The sequence below is a fragment of the Pseudomonas sp. DP-17 genome, assembly GCF_022380625.1.
GTDB lineage: Bacteria > Pseudomonadota > Gammaproteobacteria > Pseudomonadales > Pseudomonadaceae > Pseudomonas > Pseudomonas nitroreducens_A.
This window is the reverse complement of sequence record NZ_JAKSXG010000001.1, coordinates 447,758-467,564: the sequence shown is the minus strand read 5'-3', so window position 1 is coordinate 467,564 and position 19,807 is coordinate 447,758. Positions and strand designations below refer to the sequence as shown.

The 19,807-nt window shown below is 65.8% G+C and carries 18 protein-coding genes; 7 read left to right on the top strand and 11 right to left on the bottom strand.

All coding sequences use genetic code 11. The features are described 5' to 3' along the window. Window positions 1–110 precede the first annotated feature (110 nt). Both MJ122_RS02115 and MJ122_RS29990 read left to right on the top strand, forming a co-directional pair. Window positions 111–1,049 (top strand): DMT family transporter, encoded by a 939-nt coding sequence (locus MJ122_RS02115; RefSeq protein WP_088416623.1) that lies wholly within the window; start codon window positions 111–113, stop codon window positions 1,047–1,049. 175 nt (window positions 1,050–1,224) lie between these two features. Then, window positions 1,225–1,359 carry a PA1414 family protein gene (locus MJ122_RS29990; protein WP_275590545.1) on the top strand — a complete coding sequence of 45 codons (135 nt, stop codon included), beginning with the start codon at window positions 1,225–1,227 and terminating at the stop codon, window positions 1,357–1,359. A 58-nt stretch (window positions 1,360–1,417) separates the two neighbouring features. Here MJ122_RS29990 and MJ122_RS02110 read toward each other — a convergent pair whose 3' ends face one another. The 6 genes from MJ122_RS02110 to speB form a co-directional block, all read right to left on the bottom strand. Continuing rightward, on the bottom strand, window positions 1,418–2,143 hold the full coding sequence (locus MJ122_RS02110; RefSeq protein ID WP_239742041.1) for an MBL fold metallo-hydrolase: 726 nt from the start codon (window positions 2,141–2,143) through the stop codon (window positions 1,418–1,420). Between the two features lie 333 nt (window positions 2,144–2,476). After that, complete coding sequence (locus MJ122_RS02105) at window positions 2,477–4,078, bottom strand: 5-guanidino-2-oxopentanoate decarboxylase (protein ID WP_239742040.1); 1,602 nt, start codon at window positions 4,076–4,078, stop codon at window positions 2,477–2,479. 96 nt (window positions 4,079–4,174) lie between these two features. Further along, window positions 4,175–5,554, bottom strand: a complete 1,380-nt coding sequence (locus tag MJ122_RS02100; RefSeq protein WP_239742038.1) for a sodium:solute symporter — start codon at window positions 5,552–5,554, stop codon at window positions 4,175–4,177. Between the two features lie 132 nt (window positions 5,555–5,686). Continuing rightward, the gene (locus tag MJ122_RS02095) at window positions 5,687–7,201 is read right to left on the bottom strand and encodes a cytosine permease (protein WP_088416627.1); all 1,515 of its coding nucleotides are present in this window, start codon (window positions 7,199–7,201) and stop codon (window positions 5,687–5,689) included. 25 nt (window positions 7,202–7,226) lie between these two features. Continuing rightward, entirely contained in the window at window positions 7,227–7,637 is a 411-nt protein-coding gene (locus MJ122_RS02090; RefSeq protein ID WP_088416628.1) for a nuclear transport factor 2 family protein, read from the bottom strand. Window positions 7,638–7,653: 16 nt separating this feature from the next. Next, window positions 7,654–8,613 carry an agmatinase gene (gene speB, locus MJ122_RS02085; protein ID WP_239742036.1) on the bottom strand — a complete coding sequence of 320 codons (960 nt, stop codon included), beginning with the start codon at window positions 8,611–8,613 and terminating at the stop codon, window positions 7,654–7,656. A gap of 288 nt (window positions 8,614–8,901) precedes the next feature. Between speB and MJ122_RS02080 the strand changes: the two genes are divergently transcribed. Together MJ122_RS02080 and MJ122_RS02075 are read left to right on the top strand one after the other, a co-directional pair. After that, window positions 8,902–9,798: a LysR family transcriptional regulator gene (locus tag MJ122_RS02080; protein WP_088416629.1), complete on the top strand. Its 897-nt coding sequence runs from the start codon at window positions 8,902–8,904 to the stop codon at window positions 9,796–9,798. Beyond that, window positions 9,795–10,388 carry a DTW domain-containing protein gene (locus MJ122_RS02075; RefSeq protein WP_239742034.1) on the top strand — a complete coding sequence of 198 codons (594 nt, stop codon included), beginning with the start codon at window positions 9,795–9,797 and terminating at the stop codon, window positions 10,386–10,388. Before MJ122_RS02080 ends, MJ122_RS02075 begins: the two co-directional genes overlap by 4 nt. 98 nt (window positions 10,389–10,486) lie before the next feature. On the opposite strand, the gene MJ122_RS02070 is transcribed toward MJ122_RS02075, so the two are convergent. Next, window positions 10,487–10,810, bottom strand: a complete 324-nt coding sequence (locus tag MJ122_RS02070; RefSeq protein WP_239742032.1) for a hypothetical protein — start codon at window positions 10,808–10,810, stop codon at window positions 10,487–10,489. 266 nt (window positions 10,811–11,076) lie between these two features. On the opposite strand from MJ122_RS02070, the gene MJ122_RS02065 reads away from it, so the two are divergent. Together MJ122_RS02065 and MJ122_RS02060 are read left to right on the top strand one after the other, a co-directional pair. After that, complete coding sequence (locus MJ122_RS02065) at window positions 11,077–12,687, top strand: ABC-F family ATP-binding cassette domain-containing protein (RefSeq protein WP_239742030.1); 1,611 nt, start codon at window positions 11,077–11,079, stop codon at window positions 12,685–12,687. A 178-nt stretch (window positions 12,688–12,865) separates the two neighbouring features. Next, the gene (locus MJ122_RS02060; protein ID WP_239742029.1) at window positions 12,866–13,309 is read left to right on the top strand and encodes an acetyltransferase; all 444 of its coding nucleotides are present in this window, start codon (window positions 12,866–12,868) and stop codon (window positions 13,307–13,309) included. Window positions 13,310–13,472: 163 nt separating this feature from the next. On the opposite strand, the gene MJ122_RS02055 is transcribed toward MJ122_RS02060, so the two are convergent. Further along, window positions 13,473–13,820: an antibiotic biosynthesis monooxygenase gene (locus MJ122_RS02055; RefSeq protein ID WP_239742027.1), complete on the bottom strand. Its 348-nt coding sequence runs from the start codon at window positions 13,818–13,820 to the stop codon at window positions 13,473–13,475. 74 nt (window positions 13,821–13,894) lie between these two features. On the opposite strand from MJ122_RS02055, the gene soxR reads away from it, so the two are divergent. Then, window positions 13,895–14,359 (top strand): redox-sensitive transcriptional activator SoxR, encoded by a 465-nt coding sequence (gene soxR / locus MJ122_RS02050; protein WP_088416635.1) that lies wholly within the window; start codon window positions 13,895–13,897, stop codon window positions 14,357–14,359. Between the two features lie 99 nt (window positions 14,360–14,458). On the opposite strand, the gene MJ122_RS02045 is transcribed toward soxR, so the two are convergent. The 3 genes from MJ122_RS02045 to MJ122_RS02035 form a co-directional block, all read right to left on the bottom strand. Then, window positions 14,459–15,811 carry an HlyD family type I secretion periplasmic adaptor subunit gene (locus MJ122_RS02045; protein WP_172419171.1) on the bottom strand — a complete coding sequence of 451 codons (1,353 nt, stop codon included), beginning with the start codon at window positions 15,809–15,811 and terminating at the stop codon, window positions 14,459–14,461. 5 nt (window positions 15,812–15,816) lie between these two features. Continuing rightward, complete coding sequence (locus MJ122_RS02040; RefSeq protein WP_239742790.1) at window positions 15,817–17,979, bottom strand: type I secretion system permease/ATPase; 2,163 nt, start codon at window positions 17,977–17,979, stop codon at window positions 15,817–15,819. 173 nt (window positions 17,980–18,152) lie between these two features. Beyond that, window positions 18,153–19,511 (bottom strand): TolC family outer membrane protein, encoded by a 1,359-nt coding sequence (locus tag MJ122_RS02035; RefSeq protein WP_088416638.1) that lies wholly within the window; start codon window positions 19,509–19,511, stop codon window positions 18,153–18,155. Window positions 19,512–19,807: the final 296 nt, after the last annotated feature.

Here is a 19,807-nt window from a genome sequence, read left to right as displayed (position 1 = left end):
GTTGGCGGCCGGCGGGCGCGAAATGGCATGATCGGCGGACCTTCTTCGAGGAAGTCCGCCGATTGTCCTTGCGGCTTTCCGATTCCTGCCACTTGCTGCCGAGCCTTGCCATGAACACCCGAACCCGCATCGTCGAGCGCAAGGGCGCCGACGCTTTCGCCATCCAAGTCATGACCGGTCTGTGTGTCATCTGGGGTGTCCAGCAAGTGGTGGTGAAGCTGGCCGCGCCGGACATCGCGCCGATCATGCAGGCCTTCGGTCGCAACCTGGTGGCCGCCGTGGTGGTGGGGCTGCTGATGTGCTGGCGTGGCGGCTGGGAAGGTTTCCTGCGCCAGGGCACACTCAAGGGCGGGCTGCTGGCGGGCGTGTTGTTCGCCGCCGAGTTCTTCTTCATCGCCCAGGGGCTGGTCTATACGTCGGCCTCGCACATGGCAGTGTTCATCTATACGGCGCCGATCTTCTCGGCGCTGGCGCTGCACTTCCTGCTGCCCAGTGAGCGCTTGCGGCCGTTGCAATGGCTGGGGATCGGCGTGTGCTTTGCGGGAATCGCGATGTGCTTCGGCGGCGGCTTCGACATCGCCAACATGGACAGCCACACGCTGCTGGGCGACGCTTTCGGCGTGCTGGCGGGGTTCTCCTGGGGGATGACCACGGTGGCGGTGCGCACCACTCGGCTGTCCGAGGCGAAACCGATCCTGACACTGTTCTATCAATTGCTGATCGCCGCGCTGTTGTTGCCCTTCGCCGCCCTGGCGCTGGGCAAGACCCAGGACGTGAGCTTCACCGCCATCGGCGTGGGCAGCGTGCTGTTCCAGGGGTTGGTGGTGTCGTTCTTCAGTTACTTCACCTGGTTCTGGCTGCTGCGCCGCTACCTGGCATCGAACCTGGCGGTGTTTTCCTTCATGACGCCGATGTTCGGCATCGCCTTCGGCGTGCTGATCCTCGACGAGCCGCTGACCCTGAATTTTGTTGCGGGCGCCGTGCTGGTGCTGGCCGGCATCACCCTGGTGAGCAGCGAGCAATGGATTCGCCGGATGCTTCGCCGCTGATATGGGAAATGTCGCGCTCTTGATTCAGGTCAGGCGTCGCGGCGAGGTTAGGCGATAGTCTTTGTTTCAAGGAGTGAGTGGCACGGGCGGAGAGTGGGACGCCGGGCTATTCTTCCTAGGGTGGCCCATGGTGGTATCGGGCCGCCCGACCTGAATTCGAACGAGGAGGCATTCCATGAAAGTCTGGCTGCAAAGCATTGCGTGGAAACTCGGTGTCGCGCTCGGCCTGATCGAGCCTCCACGTCTGCAACCCATCCCCGTCCGCAGCGACGAGCAACGTCGCCGGATGGAGCAGCGCCGGCGCTACTGATAACGCCCGCGTCATGGCAAAAGGAAAACCCGCCAGCTGGCGGGTTTTTTCATGCCTGTTATCCGTGGACCTTGAACCAGTCGTCGATCATCGCTTTCAGCCGTTCCCCGGAGAAGCTTTCGAAGTGCCCGCCGTGCACGGTGCGCACCGGCAGCTCACGCAAGCGCGCGAGGCTCGCGGCGTAGTCGTCGAGGTTGGAGTGGTAGGCGTCCTCGATGAGCGGGCCGTCGTAGATGATGTCGCCGGAGAACAGCGTCCGTGTCTTCTCTTCCCAAAGGCTGATGCCGCCGGGCGAATGGCCGGGGGTGTGAAATACCTGCAGGGTGCGGTCGCCGAGGTCGAGCACGTCACCTTCATCGATGGTGCGGGTTGCTGGCGCGGCCTTGACGCGGTATTCGGCGTAGCAAAGCGGGCAGTCAGGATGCGCGTCGAACATCTCGTCGTCGACGAAGGCGGTGGCCAGGGTGCGCTCGCCATCGGGACTGGCGAGTATGTCGGCTTCGGCCGGATGCACCAGGCGTTCGTCGAACTCATGGTGGCCGGCGATGTGGTCGAAATGCGTGTGGCTGGCCACGGCCAGCAGCGGGCGCTCGGTGAGCCAGGGCAGTTGCTCGCGCAGGCTGACCAGCCCGGAGCCGCTGTCCACCAGCACGTCGCGCTCGCGCCCCTGGATGTGCCACATGTTGCAGCGGTAGAAGGGGCGCACGTAGGGCTCGTGGATCAGGCTGACGCCGTCGTAGCAGTGACGGACCTCGAACCAGCGGTCGCGGGTGACGATTTTCATGGTTGACCTGTTCCGGTTGCTTGTCGTGAGAGCGAGCTTGCACGCGAACAAACCCCGCAGCGAGGCCAGGTTCGCGAGCCATGACTGGGCGTGCCCTCGTTCCTGCAGGGTGCTGTGCCTCACCCTAACCTCTCCCAGGGGGAGAGGGAACCGTTCGGAGCCTTGGGGGATTGGAGCGGCGTCGCTGGTAGCTGCGCTGCCGCTCGGCTCTGGCGGGTTCTCGCTCCCCTGGGAGAGGGCAGGGCGGGGTGAGTGGCTTGAGCGTAGGATGGGTGGAGCGGAGCGATACCCATGCCGATGGGTATCGCAGGCTCCACCCATCCTACGGCAGCGTTACGGCGCGAAAGGCGCCGCTTCCATCACTTCCACGATCAGCGGACGGTCGCTCGGCGCGGTGCGCAGCAGCTCTTGCAGGTGGTCGTAGTCGCGGGCGCGCTCGGCGGCACAGCCGAAGCCTTTGGCGATGGCCAGGAAGTCCGGGGTGTAGATGTCCACGCCCAGCGGAGTGATGTCGCGGCGTTCCATGTAGCGCTTGATCTCGCCGTAGCCATAGTTGTTCCACAGCAGCACGACGATGCCCACCTTGGCTTCCACGGCGCTGGCCAGTTCGGTCATGGTGAACTGCAGGCCACCGTCGCCCATCAGGCTGATCACCGGGCGGCCCGGCTCGCCGAGCTTGGCGCCGATGGCGGCCGGCAGGCCGTAGCCCAGGGTGCCGTAGCCGGTGGAGGCATTGAACCAGCGGCGGCCGCCGTCCAGTTCCACCAGGTGGTTGCCGCTGTAGACGGTCTGGGTGGAGTCGCCGACGAAGCGGGCGTCGGGCAGGACTTCGAGGATCTTGTCGAACAGGGTGCGGTAGTGCGCCCAGCCACTGAAGTCCTCGGCCAGTTGCGCGCGCACCTTGGCCGCCCGCTGGGCGCCGGGGCTTGCGGCATCGGCTTCGCGGGCCGGCAGCAGTTCCAGCAGCGCGCGCATGGCGGTGCGCGCGTCGGCCTGGATGGCGATCTGCGGCGCGAAGTTGCGCATCAGCTGCTGCGGGTCGATGTCGACGCGGATCAGCTCGCCGCCGATCTTGAAGTTGCCGTCGAACACCACGTCGTAGTCGGTCTCGCCCAGCTCCGTGCCGATGGCCAGCACCACGTCGGCTTCCAGCGCCAGTTCACGCACCGGGATCAGCGACTGGTTGCTGCCGACCAGCAGCGGGTGGTCAGGCTGCAGCAGGCCCTTGGCGTTGATGGTCTGCGCGGTCGGTGCATCCAGGGCAATGGCCAGCGCGCGGGCTTCGGCCTGGGCGGCGACGCAGCCGCCACCGAGCAGCAGCAGCGGCTTCTGCGCCTTGGCAAGCTTCGCGGCAGCCTCGTGCAGCGGCGAGCGGGCCGGGGCAGGGCGGGCCAGTTGTACGCGCGGCATCACCTGCATGTGGTCGGCCGGGGCGGTGATGATGTCCAGCGGCAGCTCGATGTGCACCGGACGCGGGCGCTCGCTGTCGAACACGGCGAAGGCGCGGGCCAGCACGGCCGGCAGCTCGTCGACGCTCATCAGTGTGTGGCTGAAGGCGCTGACGCCGGCGACCATCGCGCGCTGGTTCGGCAGTTCGTGCAGGTAGCCGTTGCCTTGGGCCAGGCGCGAGCGCTCGTTGACGCTCGAGATCACCAGCATGGGAATGGAGTCGGCGTAGGCCTGGCCCATGGCGGTGAGGATGTTGGTCATGCCCGGGCCGGTGATGATGAAGCAGGTGCCCGGCTTGCCGGTGACGCGCGCGTAGCCGTCGGCCATGAAGCCGGCGCCCTGTTCGTGGCGCGGGGTGATGTGGCGGATGCCGCTGTGGGGCAGGCCGCGGTACAGCTCGACGGTGTGTACGCCGGGGATGCCGAAGACGGTATCGACGCCCCAGGCTTCGAGTTGCTTGACGAGGAATTCGCCGCAGGTGGTCATGGCAGTTCCTTAAAAATCCACAGGTAAGTCGTGATCATCATGCAAAAGGGCGCGGAGATCAGCTCGCCGCGCCCTTTTGCCCAGCTTGGGTTCTTATCAGGCCGCTTCGGCTACCGGCGCCGGGCGTGGCGACAGCAGGCTGACGACGATGAAGCTGACCAGGCCGATGGCCAGGCTGTAATAGATCGGGGTGTTGGCGTCGAAGCCATCCTTGAGCATGAACGCCAGTGCGGTGATGAAGCCCAGGGCCATGCTGGTGATCGCGCCGGCGGTGGTGGCGCGCTTCCAGTAGATGGCACCGATCAGCGGGATCAGCATGCCGCCCACCAGCAGGTTGTAGGCCAGGGTCAGGGCGCTGAGCACGTCGTTCACCACCAGGGCGATGGCCAGGACCACGACACCGGTGATCAGGGTGCAGATGCGGTTCAGGCTCAGGCGGGTGGAGCGCTGGCCGGTGAAGATCGGCAGCAGGTCCTCGGTGATGGTGGTGGAGGCGGCGAGCAGGCCGGCGCTGGCGGTGGACATCATGGCGGCCAGGGCAGCAGCGATCACCAGGCCACGGATGCCGTCCGGCAGGGCGGCGCTGACGATGGCGGCGAAGGCGTTGTTGACGTTGTCCAGGTCAGGCAGCAGGACCTTGGCGCACATGCCGATCAGCGCGCCGACCAGACCGTAGATCACGCAATAGACACCCGCGGCGGTGCCGGCGTACTTGGTGACCTTCTCGTCGCGGGCGGTGAACACGCGCTGCCAGATGTCCTGGCCGATCAGGATGCCGAAGAAGTAGATCAGGAAGTAGGTGATGATGGTGTCGTAACCGATGGTGTGGAAGCTGAAGGCGGTCGCCGGCAGCTTGGCCACCAGTTCATCCCAGCCACCCACGCGGTACAGGCAGATCGGCAGCAGGATGAACATCAGGCCGACGGTCTTGATGATGAACTGCACGATGTCGGTCAGGGTCAGCGACCACATGCCACCGATGGTGGAGTAGATCACCACGACGCCACCGCCCAGCAGCACGGACACCCAGAACGGCAGGTCGAACAGGACCTGCATCACGGTGCCGATGGCCAGGGTGGAGACCACGCCGATCATCAGCGCATAGGCGAACATGATCACTGCGGAAGCCTGGCGGGCCATGGGGTTGTAGCGACGCTCCAGGACCTGGGTGACGGTGAAGATGCGCAGCTTGAGCAGCGGCTTGGCCAGGAACAGGTTCAGCGCGATGATGCCGGCGCCCAGCGCGGCGCAAAGCCAGAAGCCGGAGATGCCATGGACGTAGCCCAGGCGCACGGTACCTACGGTGGAGGCCCCGCCCAGCACGGTGGCGGCCATGGTGCCCATGTAGAACGACGGGCCGAGATTGCGGCCGGCGACGAGGTAGTCTTCATGGGTCTTGGCGCGGCGCATGCCGTACCAGCCCAGCCACAACATGCCGGCGGCATATATCAGTACGACGATCAGATCTAACGCCATGGGTCGCTTTCCTCACACTTGCATTGTCATTGTTGCCGCGCGCTCGTGGCGTGCGGTAGGGCACCGGACCGGCGGCAACCGGTCCGATGGGGTCTTTCGGGTCATGCGCTTCGCCAGGCAGCGAAGCCTGGATCAGGCCGTCGGTTCGCTGATGCTGCGCACCGGGCGGTCATGGCTGCCGACCCAGCGCGGGCCCTTGGGGCCGTAGACGCCGGCCGGTTCCGGGAAGGTGCGCAGCAGGGCCAGGTAGAGCAGGGCGGCCATGCCGAGGGTGACCGGCAGGCTGATGTCGATGCCGCCGGCCAGGTTGCCCAGCGGGCCGACGAACTGGCCCGGCAGGTTGACGAAGCACAGGCCCAGCGCCGCGCTCGGGATCCACGCCCCCATGCCGCGCCAGTTCCAGCCGTTGTGGAACCAGTAGGCGCCGCCTTCCTGGCCACGGGTGAACACCTGCAGGTCGTCGGCGTGGTAGAAGCCACGGCGGATGATCAGGCCGAGGATCATGATCACCATCCACGGGCTGGTGCAGGTGATGATCAGCACGGCGAAGGTGGACACGCTCTGCACCAGGTTCGCGGCGAAGCGACCGATGAAGATGAAGGCGATGGACAGCAGGCCGATCAGCAGGGTGGCCTGCACGCGGTTGAGCAGGCGCGGGAACACGCTGGACATGTCCAGGCCCGTGCCGTACAGCGAGGTGGTGCCGGTGGACATGCCGCCGATCACCGCGATCAGGCACACCGGCAGGAAGAACCAGCTCGGCGAAACGGCCAGCAGGCCGCCGACGTAGTTGTTCTGCGCGATGTAGTCCGGCGCGTTGACCGCGACGATGGTGGCGGTGGCCAGGCCGAACAGGAACGGGATCAGGGTCGCCAGTTGGGCGAGGATCACCGCCAGCATGATGCGTTTCTGCGAGGTCTCGCGCGGGATGTAGCGCGCCCAGTCACCAAGGAAGGCGCCGAACGACACCGGGTTGCTCATGGCCAGCAGGGCGGCGCCGATGAAGGCGGCCCAGAAACCTTCGCTGCCCATCTGCACGGTGCCGGCGTAGCCGGCGTCGAAGGGGCCGGCGAAGGCGAACAGGCCGAGCAGGAACAGCAGGCTCGCGGCCCACACGGCGATCTTGTTGACCATCAGCATGAAGCGGAAGCCGTAGATGCAGACGATCAGCACCAGCACGGCGAACAGGCCGTAGGCCAGGCCCAGGGTCAGGTCGGTTTCCGGCAGGTCGAACAGGCGCTTGGCGCCGCCGATCAGCGCATCGCCCGAGCTCCACACGGAGAGGGAGAAGAAGGCGACGGCGGTGAGCAGCGACAGGAACGAGCCGACGATCCGCCCGTGCACGCCGAAGTGGGCGCCCGAGGAGACCGCGTTGTTGGTGCCGTTGAGCGGGCCGAACAGGCCCATCGGTGCGAGGATCAGCGAACCGACCAGCACGCCGAGGACGATGGCCCAGACGCCGGCCTGGAACGACAGCCCGAACAGCACCGGGAAGCTGCCCAGCACGGCGGTGGCGAAGGTGTTGGCGCCACCGAAGATCATGCGGAACAGGTCGGTGGGCGTGGCGTTGCGTTCGTGGTCGGGGATCTGTTCGACCCCGAATGTCTCGATCGTTGTGATTGCGTGTGCTTTGTTCTTGTTATCCATGACTTCCTCCCGGGGAGCCCTGTCTTTATGGCGTCGGCGACGGTGACAGGTGCTCGTGTGTGGCCAGCCAGCGGCCCTGTTTCGGATCACGGCGGAAGACGATGGTCTCCCGTTCGTGGTTCAGGCTTTCCTCTCCCTGGATGCGCAGCCGCGTGGCGACGTCATGGCAGAACACGGCCACGTCCTCGCTTTGCAGGCTCACAAAGGTGTTGCTCGAAAGGCAGTCAAGGACCTCGAAGCCATCGTCACGCAGCCAGCCTTCCCACACCTCGCGGTAGGCCGCGCGCGACAGCAGCGGCACTGGCCAGGTGTGGAAGATGAAGCTGGCGTCTTCGCTGAAGGCGGCGAAGTAGGCTTCGGTGTCGGTGCGCGCGAAGGCTGCCACGAGATCGCGGGCAGCCTCCAGCACCTGTGCTACGCAGGCGTCGTTATTCATGCAGGTGCTCGTGCGCTCAGCGGCGCTCTACGCCCGGGAGGATGCAGAGCATTTCGTACAGCAGGTTGGCGCCGAGCAACGAAGTGTTGCCGGTGGTGTCGTAGGGCGGGGAGACTTCGACCAGGTCGCAGCCGATGATGTCCAGGCCCTGGCAGCCGCGGACGATCTCGATCGCCTGGATGGTGGTCAGGCCGCCGATTTCCGGGGTGCCGGTGCCGGGCGCCCAGGCCGGGTCGATGCCGTCGATGTCGAAGGACAGGTAGACCGGGCCGCCGCCGACCTTCTCGCGGACTTCGGCCATCAGCGGTTCCAGCGACTTGTGCCAGCACTCTTCGGCCTGCACCACGCGGAAGCCCTGCTTGCGGCTCCAGTTGAAATCTTCGGAGGTGTAGCCCTGCGCGCGCAGGCCGATCTGAACCACGCGGTCGCAGTCCAGCAGGCCTTCTTCCACGGCGCGGCGGAAGGTGGTGCCGTGGGCGATCTTCTCGCCGAACATGTGGTCGTTGACATCCGCATGGGCGTCGATGTGAACCAGGCCGACCTTGCCGTGCTTCTTGTGGATGGCACGCAGGATCGGCAGGGTGATGGTGTGGTCGCCGCCCAGGGTCAGCGGGAGGATGCCGTGGTCGAGGATCTTGTCGTAAGCCTCCTCGATGATGCGCACCGCTTCCATCAGGTTGAAGGTGTTGATCGCCACGTCACCGATGTCGGCGATGTTCAGCGAATCGAACGGCGCAGCGCCGGTGGCCATGTTGTACGGACGGATCATCACCGACTCGGCGCGGATTTCGCGCGGCCCGAAACGGGTGCCGGAGCGCAGGGAGGTGCCGATGTCCAGGGGTACGCCGACGAAGGCGGCGTCCAGCTCATTGAGCTCTTCGGGGGACTGGATATGCGGCAGGCGCATCATGGTGGCGATGCCGCCGAAACGCGGCATTTCGTTGCCGCCCAGGGGCTGGTGAAGTTTCTTGTCCATGGGAAGGGCCTCAGGCTGATCGCTGTCTTCGTGGAAACAGGCTTGTTGAATACTGAGACCGGATTCTGGTCAGGGGCGGTAGTGAAAAAAATCGCTGGCTACAAATAATCACTTCAGAGTTTTCTAAACTAACGGCTGCCGCTAGACTGCGCCAGCTTGCCGCAGCAGTCCGTCCGCCGGGCTTGTAGCCTGAGGCTCCTGGATAGATAGCTGGCTTGCTATCGTCTGTTGTTCAGGTGCAGAAAGTACTGAACTAGAGCGGCTCGGCCGCGGTTTTGTGGAGTCTTCATGAGCGCGAGCGCACTGCCCGACGTCAAACTGCTGCGGATTTTTGCCTGTGTGGTGCGCAGCCAGGGCTTTGCTGCGGCCCAGCAGGAGCTGAACCTGTCGACGTCGGCGATCAGCACCTACATGAGCCAGCTGGAAAACCAGCTGGGCATCGTGCTCTGCCACAGGGGCCGTGGCGGCTTCGGGCTGACCAGCAAGGGCGAGCTGTTCCATCAGGAAACCCTGCGCATCCTCGGTGAGCTGGAAGGCTTCGAACGCTACGCGGCGACGCTCAAGGGCGAACTGCGCGGCACCCTGAACCTCGGCGTACTGGACTCCACCGTGAGCGACCCGGCGCTGCCGCTGGCGGATGTCATCGGTTCCTTCAGCAGCCTGCATCCGGCGGTGCACCTGCACCTGCAGGTGCAAAGCCCCTACGAGTTGCAGCTGGCGGTGCTGGACAACCGCCTGGACCTGGCCATCGGCTCGTTCTTCAGCCGGATGAACGGCCTGGTCTACCAGCCTCTTTATAGAGAGCAGCACTGGCTTTACTGCAGCGACCGCCACCCGCTGTTCGATGGCCGGCGCATTCCCGCTGAGCTGATCACCCAGCAACGCATGGTCGGCCGTGGCTACTGGAGCCAGGCGGAACTGGCACGGCACGGCTTCAAGCACAGCGCCGGCACCGTGGAGAGTATGGAGGCGCAGCTGATCCTGATCCTCTCCGGCGGCTATATCGGCTACCTGCCCGAGCACTATGCGCACCCCTGGGTGGAACAGGGCCGCCTGCGCGCGCTGCTGCCGGCGACCTTCGGCTACCAGGCGCCGTTCTCGCTGATTCTGCGCCGTGGCCGTTCCCGCGAGCCGTTGATCCAGAATTTCCGCGACCTGCTGCGCACCCAGCCGAGCCAGCCATGAGCCGCGCCCGCTGCCCACGCTGCGAGCGCCCGCTGACCCACTGCCTGTGCGCGCTGATTCCGCGTCTGGACAACCGCACCCGCGTGCTCCTGCTGCAGCACCCGAGCGAGGTCGGGCATGCGCTGAACACTGCGCGTCTGGCCGTGCTTGGCCTGGCCAATGCGCAGCTGATGGTGGGCGAGGATTTCAGCGATCTGGACCTGTCCGCCTGGGACGCCTGGCTGCTGTTCCCCGGCGAGTCCGCCGTGGTGTTGGCCGAGCTGGCTGCGAAGCCTGTGGATAAACCGCGACTGCTGGTGGTGCCCGACGGCACCTGGCGCAAGGCTCGCAAGCTGCTGCACCTCAATCCGAACCTCGCGGCGCTGCCGCGCGTCGTTCTCCCTGAAGGCCTGACCTCGCGCTACCGTCTGCGCAAGGCGCCGACCGAAGGCGCGCTATCGACCATCGAGGCGGTGGTGCATGCGCTCGATGCGCTGGATGCGCCGCAGTCCCACGCCGACCTTTTGCGCCCGTTCGATGCGTTGATCGAAGGGCAGATCGCGGCAATGGGCGAGGAGACCTTCCTGCTCAACCACGGGCCGCGAAGGTGAACCTAACCCGCCTGCAGCCGATTGTCCCGCGGGCGCACCGGTAGGATGGGTATCGCTGCGCTCCACGCCATCCTACGTCGTGTTGGTCCTGTGGGTATCTACGTTTGCGGGGACATGGCGCGGTAGCGCTCCACCAGCAGCGGCAGGGCCCGCTCACGCCAGAATTGGCTGCTGATCATCCCGCTGGACATGCCTCCGTGGGCGTGACGCGGCAGGTATACGTGGGTGGGATGGTCCAGCGCGATACCGGCAAGCTGCTCGAACAGCTCCGTGAGCCGTTGCACCAGCTCTGCCTCGCTGGCGGGCAAGGGAGTGTCGGCGAGCTGCTCGGCCATTTCCCGCCACAGGTAGGGATCGCCACGCAGCCCCCAGTACAGGGGCTCTTCGCGGAACAGTTCGGCGACTGAGGGGGCATCAGGCATGGGGCGGACTTCCTTGTGCTGCGTTCGGGGCGGCCGCGCGCTGGCGGGGAGGCAGTGTCGCCGCTCGCGAGGGTGCCTGGGAAGGTTCTCTGCGCTGATTTCTGCCCGGCGGCCGCACCTGCGCCGCCCTTGCCGTTATACTGCGGCCCTCATTCCCCTTTGCGAGGTGTTCGTCCGATGCGCAATTGATGCCGCCGTGGTTTCACGGCCCGTTTCCTTCCCTGGCCCGTTGCCGGGGGATTTTCGGCATCAATCCGGACCTGCGCATGACGAGCCCGCTCACCCTGGCGCTGCAAGGCGTCTCTTTCCAATTGCCCAGCGGCGAGATGCTGCTGAGTGACCTCAACGAAACCTTCGACGACCGCCGCACGGCACTGGTCGGGCGCAATGGCGCGGGCAAGTCCGTGCTGGCGCGGATCATCGCCGGCGAGCTGGCCGCCACTGCCGGCCGCTGCCTGGCGTCCGGGCCGCTGCATTACCTGCCGCAGCGCATTGAACCGCAGGCATTGCGCAGTGTGGCCGAGCTGGCCGGCGTACAGCCGATGCTGGATGCGCTGGCTCGCGTCGAGGCCGGCGGTGTCGCCCCCGCTGACTTCGAGCACCTCGATGGCCACTGGGATATCCGCGCCCGCCTGGAGGCCGAACTGGCTGCCGCCGGGCTCGCCCATCTGCGGCCGGACACGCCGGCCTCGCGCCTCAGTGGCGGCGAATGCACGCGGGTGGCGCTGCTCGGCGCCTGGCTCAGCGACGCGGACTGGCTGATCCTCGACGAGCCCAGCAACCACCTCGACCGCGCCGGCCGCGAAGCCCTGCGCGAGCAGGTGCAGCGCTGGCGCGGCGGCCTGATCCTGATCAGTCATGACCGCCTGCTGCTCGACGACATGCAGCGCATCGTCGAACTGTCATCGGCCGGCCTGCGCAGCTATTCCGGCGGCTATGCCTTCTACCGCGAGGTGCGCCAGCAGGAGCAGGACAACGCCCAGCGTGAGTTGCAACGGCGCAAGCTGGAGCGTGATCGCCAGCAGCACGCCATGCAGGAGCAGCGCGAGCGCCAGGAGCACCGGCAGGCGAGAGGGCGCAAGGATGCGAGGGAGGCCAACCAGGCGAAGATCCTCGTCGACCGGCAGAAGGACCGCAGTCAGACAAGCATCGCACGCCTGGCCACGCAGCATGAGGATCGACGCGAGCGGCTGGCGCAGGACGTGCGGGAGGCATTCGAGCAATTGCGCGAGGGCGCTGCGGTGGTCTTGAACGCACCGGACTGCGAGTTGCCCGAATCCCGTGGCGTGTTGCTGCTGGAAGCGCTGCGCCTGCCATTCGGCAATGCCACGCCGCTGGATTTGCAGGTGAGCGGCCCGCGCCGAGTGGCGGTGACCGGTCGCAACGGCAGTGGCAAGTCGACCCTGCTCAAGGTTATCGCGGGCGGGCTTAGCCCCGCCGCCGGCTTGTGCGAAGTGAAGGTTCGCAGCGCTTATCTGGATCAGCATCTCACCGCCCTGTTGCCCGAGCGCTCGGTGCTGGAACTGCTACAGGAGCGCAATCGTGTGGCTGACCCTTCGGTGCTTCGCACGCGCCTGGCGCAGCTGGGGTTGCCGGCGGCGCGGGTCGAGTTGCCCAGTGCGCTGCTCAGTGGCGGTGAGCGGTTGAAGGCAGCGCTGGCGTGCGAGCTCTACGCCGAGCATCCAGCGCAGCTGCTGCTCCTGGATGAGCCGGACAACCACCTCGACCTGCCGTCCCGCGAGGCGCTGGAGGATCTTCTGCGGCAGTACCGTGGCGCATTGCTGGTGGTGTCCCATGATGCTGCGTTTCTCGACCGACTGAACCTGGACGCCCGGCTGGAATGCGCGGAGGGCGGCTGGCGCTGGATGGCCGAGTGAGGCTTTACCGGCCGGGAAGGGCTGGGTAGGATCGACCTCCCTTTCTTTCCGGCTGCCTCTGCCGTGCTCCGCCCAGGCGTTGAATCGCGAAGCGGGCATTCATGCTGCCGACGCTCCAACGGCCGTTACCGTGTGTGGCGCGCTATCCCTTTCGTGATCGCTGATTCAGGATGATTTCATGCTTATTCGCCAACGCATCGCTGCGGACAATCCGCGGCTGCTCGATATCTGGCTGGGCGCCGTGCGCGCGACCCACCACTTCCTCCAGGCGTCGGACATCGACGACCTGCTGCCTCAGGTCCGCGAACTCTACCTGCCGGCCGTCGCGGTCTGGGTGGCGGTGGATGCCGAAGACCGCCCGCTGGGCTTCATCGGTCTCAACGAGTGCCATGTGGAGATGCTCTTCATCGATCCGGACTGCCGGGGGCGCGGCCTGGGGCGCGCGCTGCTGGATTTCGCGCGCGAGTTGCGCGGCACGCTGAGTGTCGATGTCAACGAGCAGAACCCGCAGGCGGTGGGGTTCTATCGACACTACGGCTTCGTCCAGACCGGACGCTCGCCCACCGATGGCGAGGGGCGACCGTTCCCGCTGCTGCACATGAGCTTGCCGGCCGGGGCGTAAACGATCCGCTTTGTAGGATGGCGTGGAGCGAAGCGATACCCATCACCAGGCCGTCAGGAAAGGCTGATGGGTATCGCAAGCTCCACCCATCCTACTGCCTGCTTCCGGGCGACCGTGAAAGCGACTCGCAATGTCGCCTCATAGCTTCGGACGGTCGTGCGCCCTATGCCGTCTCACCGCTGCCGAAGCGGATGCTTCGCGCGCCGAGCTTGAGCAGGCTCTCGGCGAACAGGTCGCTGGCGGTCTGGCGGCAATCCCAGGCGGCTTCCCAGTCTTCCTGTCGCCGCCAGTGCAGGCGGCCGACCAGGCGCTGGGGTTCACCTTCGGCATGCAGCTCGCTGGCGAGGTAGCCGGGGCGCCGGTAGAACAGTGCCTGCAGGTGCGACAGGTAATCGCCCAGGCGTGCGGCGATGTGCGGACGTTGCTGGGGGGGCACGTCGATCTCGATCTGCAGGATGAAGTGCGGATTGTCCACGCAGGCATGGGCGGTGATCGGGGCGGGTTGCGTCATGTTCCTTGGCTCCCTGGCTTGTACCGAATGCCTGGCGAGGGTAAAACCTCAACATAAGTTGAGGTCAATAGCCCATGAAAGAAACTTCTTCCTGCTCCATGCACCGCGAGTTGAGTGTCGGCGAACTGGCCAAACGCGCGGGCGTGGCCGTTTCCGCGCTGCACTTCTACGAGGCCAGGGGTCTGATCAGCAGCTCCCGCAACGCCGGCAACCAGCGCCGCTATTCACGCGACACGCTGCGTCGGGTGGCGGTGATCAAGGTTGCGCAACGGGTCGGCATTCCCCTGGCTGAGATCGCCAAGGCGCTGGGCTCGCTGCCCACCGGGCACAACCCGACGGCGGCGGACTGGGCGCGGTTGTCGGCGCGCTGGCGGGATGACTTGAACGAGCGGATCGAAAAGTTGCTGCTGCTGCGCGATCAGCTCGATGGCTGTATTGGCTGTGGATGCCTGTCGATGGAGGCCTGCCCGCTGCGCAATCCGGGGGACAAGTTGGCGGAGGAGGGGCCGGGGGCGCATTGGCGGGGGGAGTTGGAGTGAGTGTGCGGGAGTATTACCGAGTAACCCAAGAGCCCCTCTCCCCAACCCTCTCCCTGAAGGAAGAGGGCAAGCCCTCCGCTCCGAGGTCCAACGAAATACTCACCGCTCCCGCAAGGCCTCCCACCGCGCTTTGAGCACCGGCTTCAAGATGTAGTCCAGCACGCTCTTCTCGCCGGTGATGATGTCCACCGTCGCCACCATGCCGGGGATGATCAGCAGGGGCTTGGCGTCCGTGCCCAGGTGGTTCTTGTCGGTGCGCACCTGGATCATGTAGAAGCTGTTGCCCTTGTCATCGGTGATGGTATCGGCGCTGATCACTTCCAGCTTGGCCTTGAGCCCACCGTAGATGGTGTAGTCGTAGGCGGTGAACTTGACCGTGGCGCTCTGGCCGGGGTGGAGGAAGGCGATGTCCTGCGGGCGCACCCGAGCTTCCACCAGCAGGTTGTCCTCCAGCGGGACGATTTCCACCATGTCGTTGCCCGGCTGCACCACGCCGCCGATGGTATTGACCTTGAGCTGCTTGACGATGCCACGCATCGGCGCGACCACCAGGGTGCGGTTGACCTTGTCGTCGATGGCGCGGCTGGTGGCGGTGAGCTTGTTGAGGTCGGTGCGCACGTCATTGAGCTCCTTCAGCGCGTCGCTGCGAAAGCCCAGTTTCGACTCCTCCACCTTGCGCTGGATCTCGTTCACCGCCGCCTCCGCGCGGGGGATCGCAAGGTTGGTGGCGTTGAGGTCGCCACTGATTTCCACGGCGCTGCGGCGCAGGCGCAGCAGTTCGACCGGGGAGACCGCGCCAGCCTTCACCAGCGGCTCGGACATGTTGATCTCCTGCTGTACCAGCCCCAGGCTCGAGCGATATTGCTGGGTCTTGGCGCGGAACTCCTGCAGCTCCTGGCTCTTCTGCCGCAGTTGTTCCTGGAGGATGTTGAGCTCGCTGCTCTGCCGCTGCATGCGGGTCTGGTAGAGCGCCAGTTGGTCTTCCACCACCTGCGGCGCGGACTTCTTCAGGTCATCGGAGAACACCGGTTCGCGTCCTTCGGCTTCCGCTTTGAGGCGTTCGACGCGGGCCTCCAGCGAGTTGCGGTCGGCCTCGGTCTCGCCCTTGTTGGAGGTAAAGCGCGTGTCGTCCAGGCGCAGCAGCGGCTGGCCCTTGTTCACCACCTGGCCCTCGCGGACGAAGATTTCCGAAACGATGCCGCCTTCCAGGTTCTGGATGGTCTGCACCTTGGAGGAGGGAATCGCCTTGCCCTCGCCCTTGGTCACTTCCTCGATGTCGGCGAAGTAGGCCCAGGTGATGGCCGCCACCAGCAGCCCGAGCGCCGCCCAGAGGGTGATGCGGGTGGCGTTGGGCGAGTCCTCCAGCAGGGTGCCCTGGACTTCGGGCATGAATTCGGTATCGCGGGCGCCGTTGCCGCCGAGGTAATCGCGGATCGATTGCGAGAAGTGCATGGCCATTACCCCGCTGCCGGGCCGACGTGGCCCTTGCGCAATGCTTCGATGACCGCCTCTTTCGGGCCGTCGGCGACGATGCGGCCGCTGTCGAGCACCAGCAGGCGGTCGACCAGGCTGAGCATCGAGGTGCGGTGCGTGACCAGCAGCAGGGTCTTGTCGCGGCAGGCCTCGTGCAGACGTTTGCGAAGGATTTCCTCGCTGCTGTTGTCCATCGCGCTGGTGGGCTCGTCCAGCAGCAGGATCGGCGGGTCGAGCAGCATTGCGCGAGCCATCAGCACCGCCTGGCGCTGGCCGCCGGAGAGCAGCTGGCCGCGCTCGCCCACCGGACGGTCGAAGCCGGCCGGGTGTTGCCGGGCCAGTTCGCTGACGCCGGTCAGCTCGGCCACTTCGAGCATTCGCGCATCGCTGACGTAGCGCGCGCCAAGGGTCAGGTTGTCGCGCAGGCTGCCGGCCAGCAGCGGCAGGTCATGGGCCACGTAGCCGATCTGCTGGCGCAGGTCGGAGACATCGAGCTGGCGCAGGTCCAGGCCGTCGAGCAGGATCTGCCCTTCATCGGGGTGATAGAAGCCCATCAGCAGGCGGCCGAAGGTGCTCTTGCCCGAGCCGCTCTTGCCAATGATGCCGATCTTCTCGCCGGGGGCCATGCGCAGGCTGACGTGGTTCAGCGCCGGGGTGGTCTGCTCCGGATAGCTGAAGCTCAGTTGGCGGACTTCCAGTGCGCCGTGCAACTGGGTGCGCTCCAGCGGACGCTGGCGGGCCTGGCGCTCCTGTGGCAGTTCCATCAGTGCGTCGGTGCTCTTCATGGTCAGGCGCGCCTGCTGGTAGCGGGTGATCAGCCCGGCGATCTGGCCCAGCGGGGCGAGCACGCGGCTGTTGAGCATGTAGCTGGCGACCAGCGCGCCGACGCTGAGGTTGCCGGCGAGGATGCTGTAGACCCCGGCGCAGATCATCGCAAGGCCGGCGAACTGCTGGAGGAACAGGGTGCCGTTGGTGGCCAGCGCGCTGAGGAAGCGCGCGTGGTTGTCCAGCCGCGCCAGGGCGCCGTGGGTGGATTCCCAGCGGTACTGGCGCTCGCTCTCGGCGCCGCAGGCCTTGAGGGTTTCCAGTCCGCCCAGGGTCTCGATCAGCAGGGCCTGGCGTTCGGCACCCAGGGTCAGGCTCTTCTGCACGGTGTCGCGCAGGCGGCTCTGGATGATCAGGGCGAACACGATGGTGATGGGGAAGGCCAGCAGCGGCACGGCCACCAGCCAGCCGCCGAGCAGGCCGATGACCAGGATCATCAGCAGCGAGAAGGGCAGGTCGATCAGGCTGGTCAGGGTCAGGGCGGTGAGGAATTCGCGCAGGCCCTGGAAGTCATGGATGCTTTGGGCGAAGCCGCCGACGGTCTCGGGCCTGGCCTTGAGCGACATGCCGGTGATGCGTTCGAACAGGGTGGCGGAGAGGACCACGTCGGTCTTCTTGCCGGCCATGTCCAGCAGGTTGGAGCGCAACACCCGCAGCAGCAGTTCGAACAGCGTGCCGATCAACAGGCCGGCGGCGAGTACCCAGAGGGTCGACAGCGCCTGGTTGGGCACCACGCGGTCGTAGGTCTGCATGACGAACAACGGCACCAGCATGCCCAGCAGGTTGATCAGCAGGCTGGCGACCAGTGCGTCCGTATAGAGCCACCTGGACAGCCGCAGGGTATCGCGGAACCAGGCTTCGACGCGCGGCACCAGGGGTTTGCGCGCGGCCTCCAGTTCGTGCCGCGGGCGCGCGAAGAGGGCCTGGCCGCTGTACTGGGCAGCCAGCTCGGTGGCGCTGACGGACTGTTCGCCGCCATCGGTCTCGCACGGCAGGATCAGCGCCTGGCCGTCGTCGCGCCACTGGCGCAGCACCGCGCTGCGGCCGTCGTTGAGCAGCAGCAGGACCGGCAGGTTCAGGTTGGAGATGCTCGTCAGCTCGCGGCGCAGCAGCCGGCCCTGCAGGCCAGCGCGTGCGGCGGCGCGGGGCAGCAGGGCGGCCGAAAGCCGCTGGTCGCGCAGCGGCAGCCCGGCGGACAGGCTGTTGCGACTGACCGAACAGCCGTGCAGGCGGCAGAGAATCAGTAATCCATCGAGCAGGGGATCGTCATGGCTCAGGCGCGGATCGCCCGGCGCGGGTGCACTGCGCTCCTGGATGATCATGGTCACGCTACTTCCTCCCGGGCCGGGCCGCCGCGCGCCAACGCCACCCGGCGAACACTTGCAGGTGTTCGCCAGGGGCCGGTCGTCGGGTTCTCCGAGCCCTGTCGTATCGCTTCACGACCGTCGCCCCGACGCCGGGCGGCGCGGGGCAGGGACGGACGCATGCGATTTTCTTATTTCAGGTCAGGCAGGCGCGCCTCGTTCTTCACATCCGACAGGGCCACGGCCTCGTGCGGTGCCACCACATGCTGCGAGCGCAACAGGCTGCCCATGCTGCCGAGCACGCGGTACATCGAGTATTCCTCGGTGTAGCGCACGTCCACATAGCGGCGGTTGGCGGTGAACAGTTCGTTCTCGCTGTCCAGCAGGTCGAGCAGGGTGCGCTGGCCGAGGGTGAACTGCTGCTGGTACGCCTCGCGCACCTTGCGGGTGTAGTCGGCGTATTCGCGCGCCGGCTGGGTCTGCTTCTTGGCGTTTTCCATCGCGTCCCAGGCCAGCGAGAGGTTCTCGTTGAGCAGCCGCAGCGCGTTGTTGCGGATGTCCTGGGCCTCGTTGATCTGGTGCGAGGTGGCGTTCAGGTGGGCCTTGTCGCGCATCCCGTTGAACAGGTTGTAGCGCATCACCACCTGGGCTTCCCAGCTGTTGTAGTGGCCTTCATCGCCGTCGACGTTGTTGTTGGCCGCCTTGGCCAGCTCGGCGTCGAAGCGTGGGTAGAAGGGCGCCTTGGCGGCCTCGTACTGGGCTTCGGCGGCGTTCACGTCGGCCTGGGCCGATTTCAGCAGCGGGTTTTCATCGAGCATGCCCTGGCGCGCCGCCAGCAGGTCCGGCGGAACGTCCGCCTTGACCGTTGAAGGCGATTCGAGCTGGTCCGGCATGCGGCCGGTGGCGCTATAGAAGCTGGCCTCGGCATCGGCCAGGTTCACCTCTTCGGTGTAGAGGTTGTTCTGCGCCAGGGCCAGACGAGCGATGGCCTGGTCGTTGTCGGCAGTGCTGCCGACACCACGCTCGCTGCGCAGGCGGATCTGGTCGCCGATACGTTCGTGGGCCTGCAGGTTGTTCTTCGCCAGCGCTACCATCTCGCGGCGCTTGAGCACATCGAGATAGACCTCGACGGTGCGCAGGGCGGCGGTTTCCGACGTGCCGAGGATGCGGAAGGCCTTGGCGTTGACGTTGGACTCGTTGCGCTTGACCTCGTTGGGAGTGCCGAAGCCGTCGAACAGCATCTGCCGCAGACGGATTTCCGCATCACCGCGGGTCAGGGTTTCCTTGTTGTGGTCGCCCAGTGCGCGGGTGCTGGGGCTGTCGGTGTTCTCGCGGCCATAGCCCGCGACAAGGTCGACAGTCGGCAGGTAGCCGCCCCTGGCAAATTTGAGCTCTTCATCCGCGGTGAGGCGGCTGTTTACGCTCTGGCTGATTTCCGGGTGGTATTGCAGCGTGCTTTGTATAGCTTCGGTCAGCGTCATGGCTTGCCCATGAGTCCCCGACACCGCCAAAAATACACCGCTCCATAGTGCCGCGTTACGACTGCGCATGGCTTTGCTCCTGGTGTTCTCGTACTTCGATGCTCTTGGATCGCCAATTTATTGGCTTTTTTCTCTTATCAAGCGTTTCACGCCTGTAACATCAGAGCTAAGAACAACTTTTCGAAAACCTCAGAAGAATTTTTCACATGGGTTATTCGGAAAAAATCTTATGAGCCCTGTGAAAAACCGCACATTGTTTGGACGTGCAAGCCCTCGTGTTTCCTGGGTATGGGCCGGAGAAGGCGCTTGCAGAAAAGCCAGGTACGGTTTGTAGCAGTAAGGGCGGGGACCACCGCAGAAGGACA

What these genes read in the sequence shown, in the direction of transcription:
- MJ122_RS02100 (WP_239742038.1), bottom strand. Translation starts at nt 5,554, where the DNA reads ATGGCGTTAGATCTGATCGTCGTACTGATATATGCCGCCGGCATGTTG.
- MJ122_RS02055 (WP_239742027.1), bottom strand. Translation starts at nt 13,820, where the DNA reads ATGACGCAACCCGCCCCGATCACCGCCCATGCCTGCGTGGACAATCCG.
- speB (WP_239742036.1), bottom strand. Translation starts at nt 8,613, where the DNA reads ATGGACAAGAAACTTCACCAGCCCCTGGGCGGCAACGAAATGCCGCGT.
- MJ122_RS02045 (WP_172419171.1), bottom strand. Translation starts at nt 15,811, where the DNA reads ATGCACTTCTCGCAATCGATCCGCGATTACCTCGGCGGCAACGGCGCC.
- MJ122_RS02070 (WP_239742032.1), bottom strand. Translation starts at nt 10,810, where the DNA reads ATGCCTGATGCCCCCTCAGTCGCCGAACTGTTCCGCGAAGAGCCCCTG.
- MJ122_RS02090 (WP_088416628.1), bottom strand. Translation starts at nt 7,637, where the DNA reads ATGAATAACGACGCCTGCGTAGCACAGGTGCTGGAGGCTGCCCGCGAT.
- MJ122_RS02110 (WP_239742041.1), bottom strand. Translation starts at nt 2,143, where the DNA reads ATGAAAATCGTCACCCGCGACCGCTGGTTCGAGGTCCGTCACTGCTAC.
- MJ122_RS02035 (WP_088416638.1), bottom strand. Translation starts at nt 19,511, where the DNA reads ATGCGCAGTCGTAACGCGGCACTATGGAGCGGTGTATTTTTGGCGGTG.
- soxR (WP_088416635.1), top strand. Translation starts at nt 13,895, where the DNA reads ATGAAAGAAACTTCTTCCTGCTCCATGCACCGCGAGTTGAGTGTCGGC.
- MJ122_RS02095 (WP_088416627.1), bottom strand. Translation starts at nt 7,201, where the DNA reads ATGGATAACAAGAACAAAGCACACGCAATCACAACGATCGAGACATTC.
- MJ122_RS02105 (WP_239742040.1), bottom strand. Translation starts at nt 4,078, where the DNA reads ATGACCACCTGCGGCGAATTCCTCGTCAAGCAACTCGAAGCCTGGGGC.
- MJ122_RS02115 (WP_088416623.1), top strand. Translation starts at nt 111, where the DNA reads ATGAACACCCGAACCCGCATCGTCGAGCGCAAGGGCGCCGACGCTTTC.
- MJ122_RS02075 (WP_239742034.1), top strand. Translation starts at nt 9,795, where the DNA reads ATGAGCCGCGCCCGCTGCCCACGCTGCGAGCGCCCGCTGACCCACTGC.
- MJ122_RS02060 (WP_239742029.1), top strand. Translation starts at nt 12,866, where the DNA reads ATGCTTATTCGCCAACGCATCGCTGCGGACAATCCGCGGCTGCTCGAT.
- MJ122_RS02040 (WP_239742790.1), bottom strand. Translation starts at nt 17,979, where the DNA reads ATGATCATCCAGGAGCGCAGTGCACCCGCGCCGGGCGATCCGCGCCTG.
- MJ122_RS02080 (WP_088416629.1), top strand. Translation starts at nt 8,902, where the DNA reads ATGAGCGCGAGCGCACTGCCCGACGTCAAACTGCTGCGGATTTTTGCC.
- MJ122_RS02065 (WP_239742030.1), top strand. Translation starts at nt 11,077, where the DNA reads ATGACGAGCCCGCTCACCCTGGCGCTGCAAGGCGTCTCTTTCCAATTG.
- MJ122_RS29990 (WP_275590545.1), top strand. Translation starts at nt 1,225, where the DNA reads ATGAAAGTCTGGCTGCAAAGCATTGCGTGGAAACTCGGTGTCGCGCTC.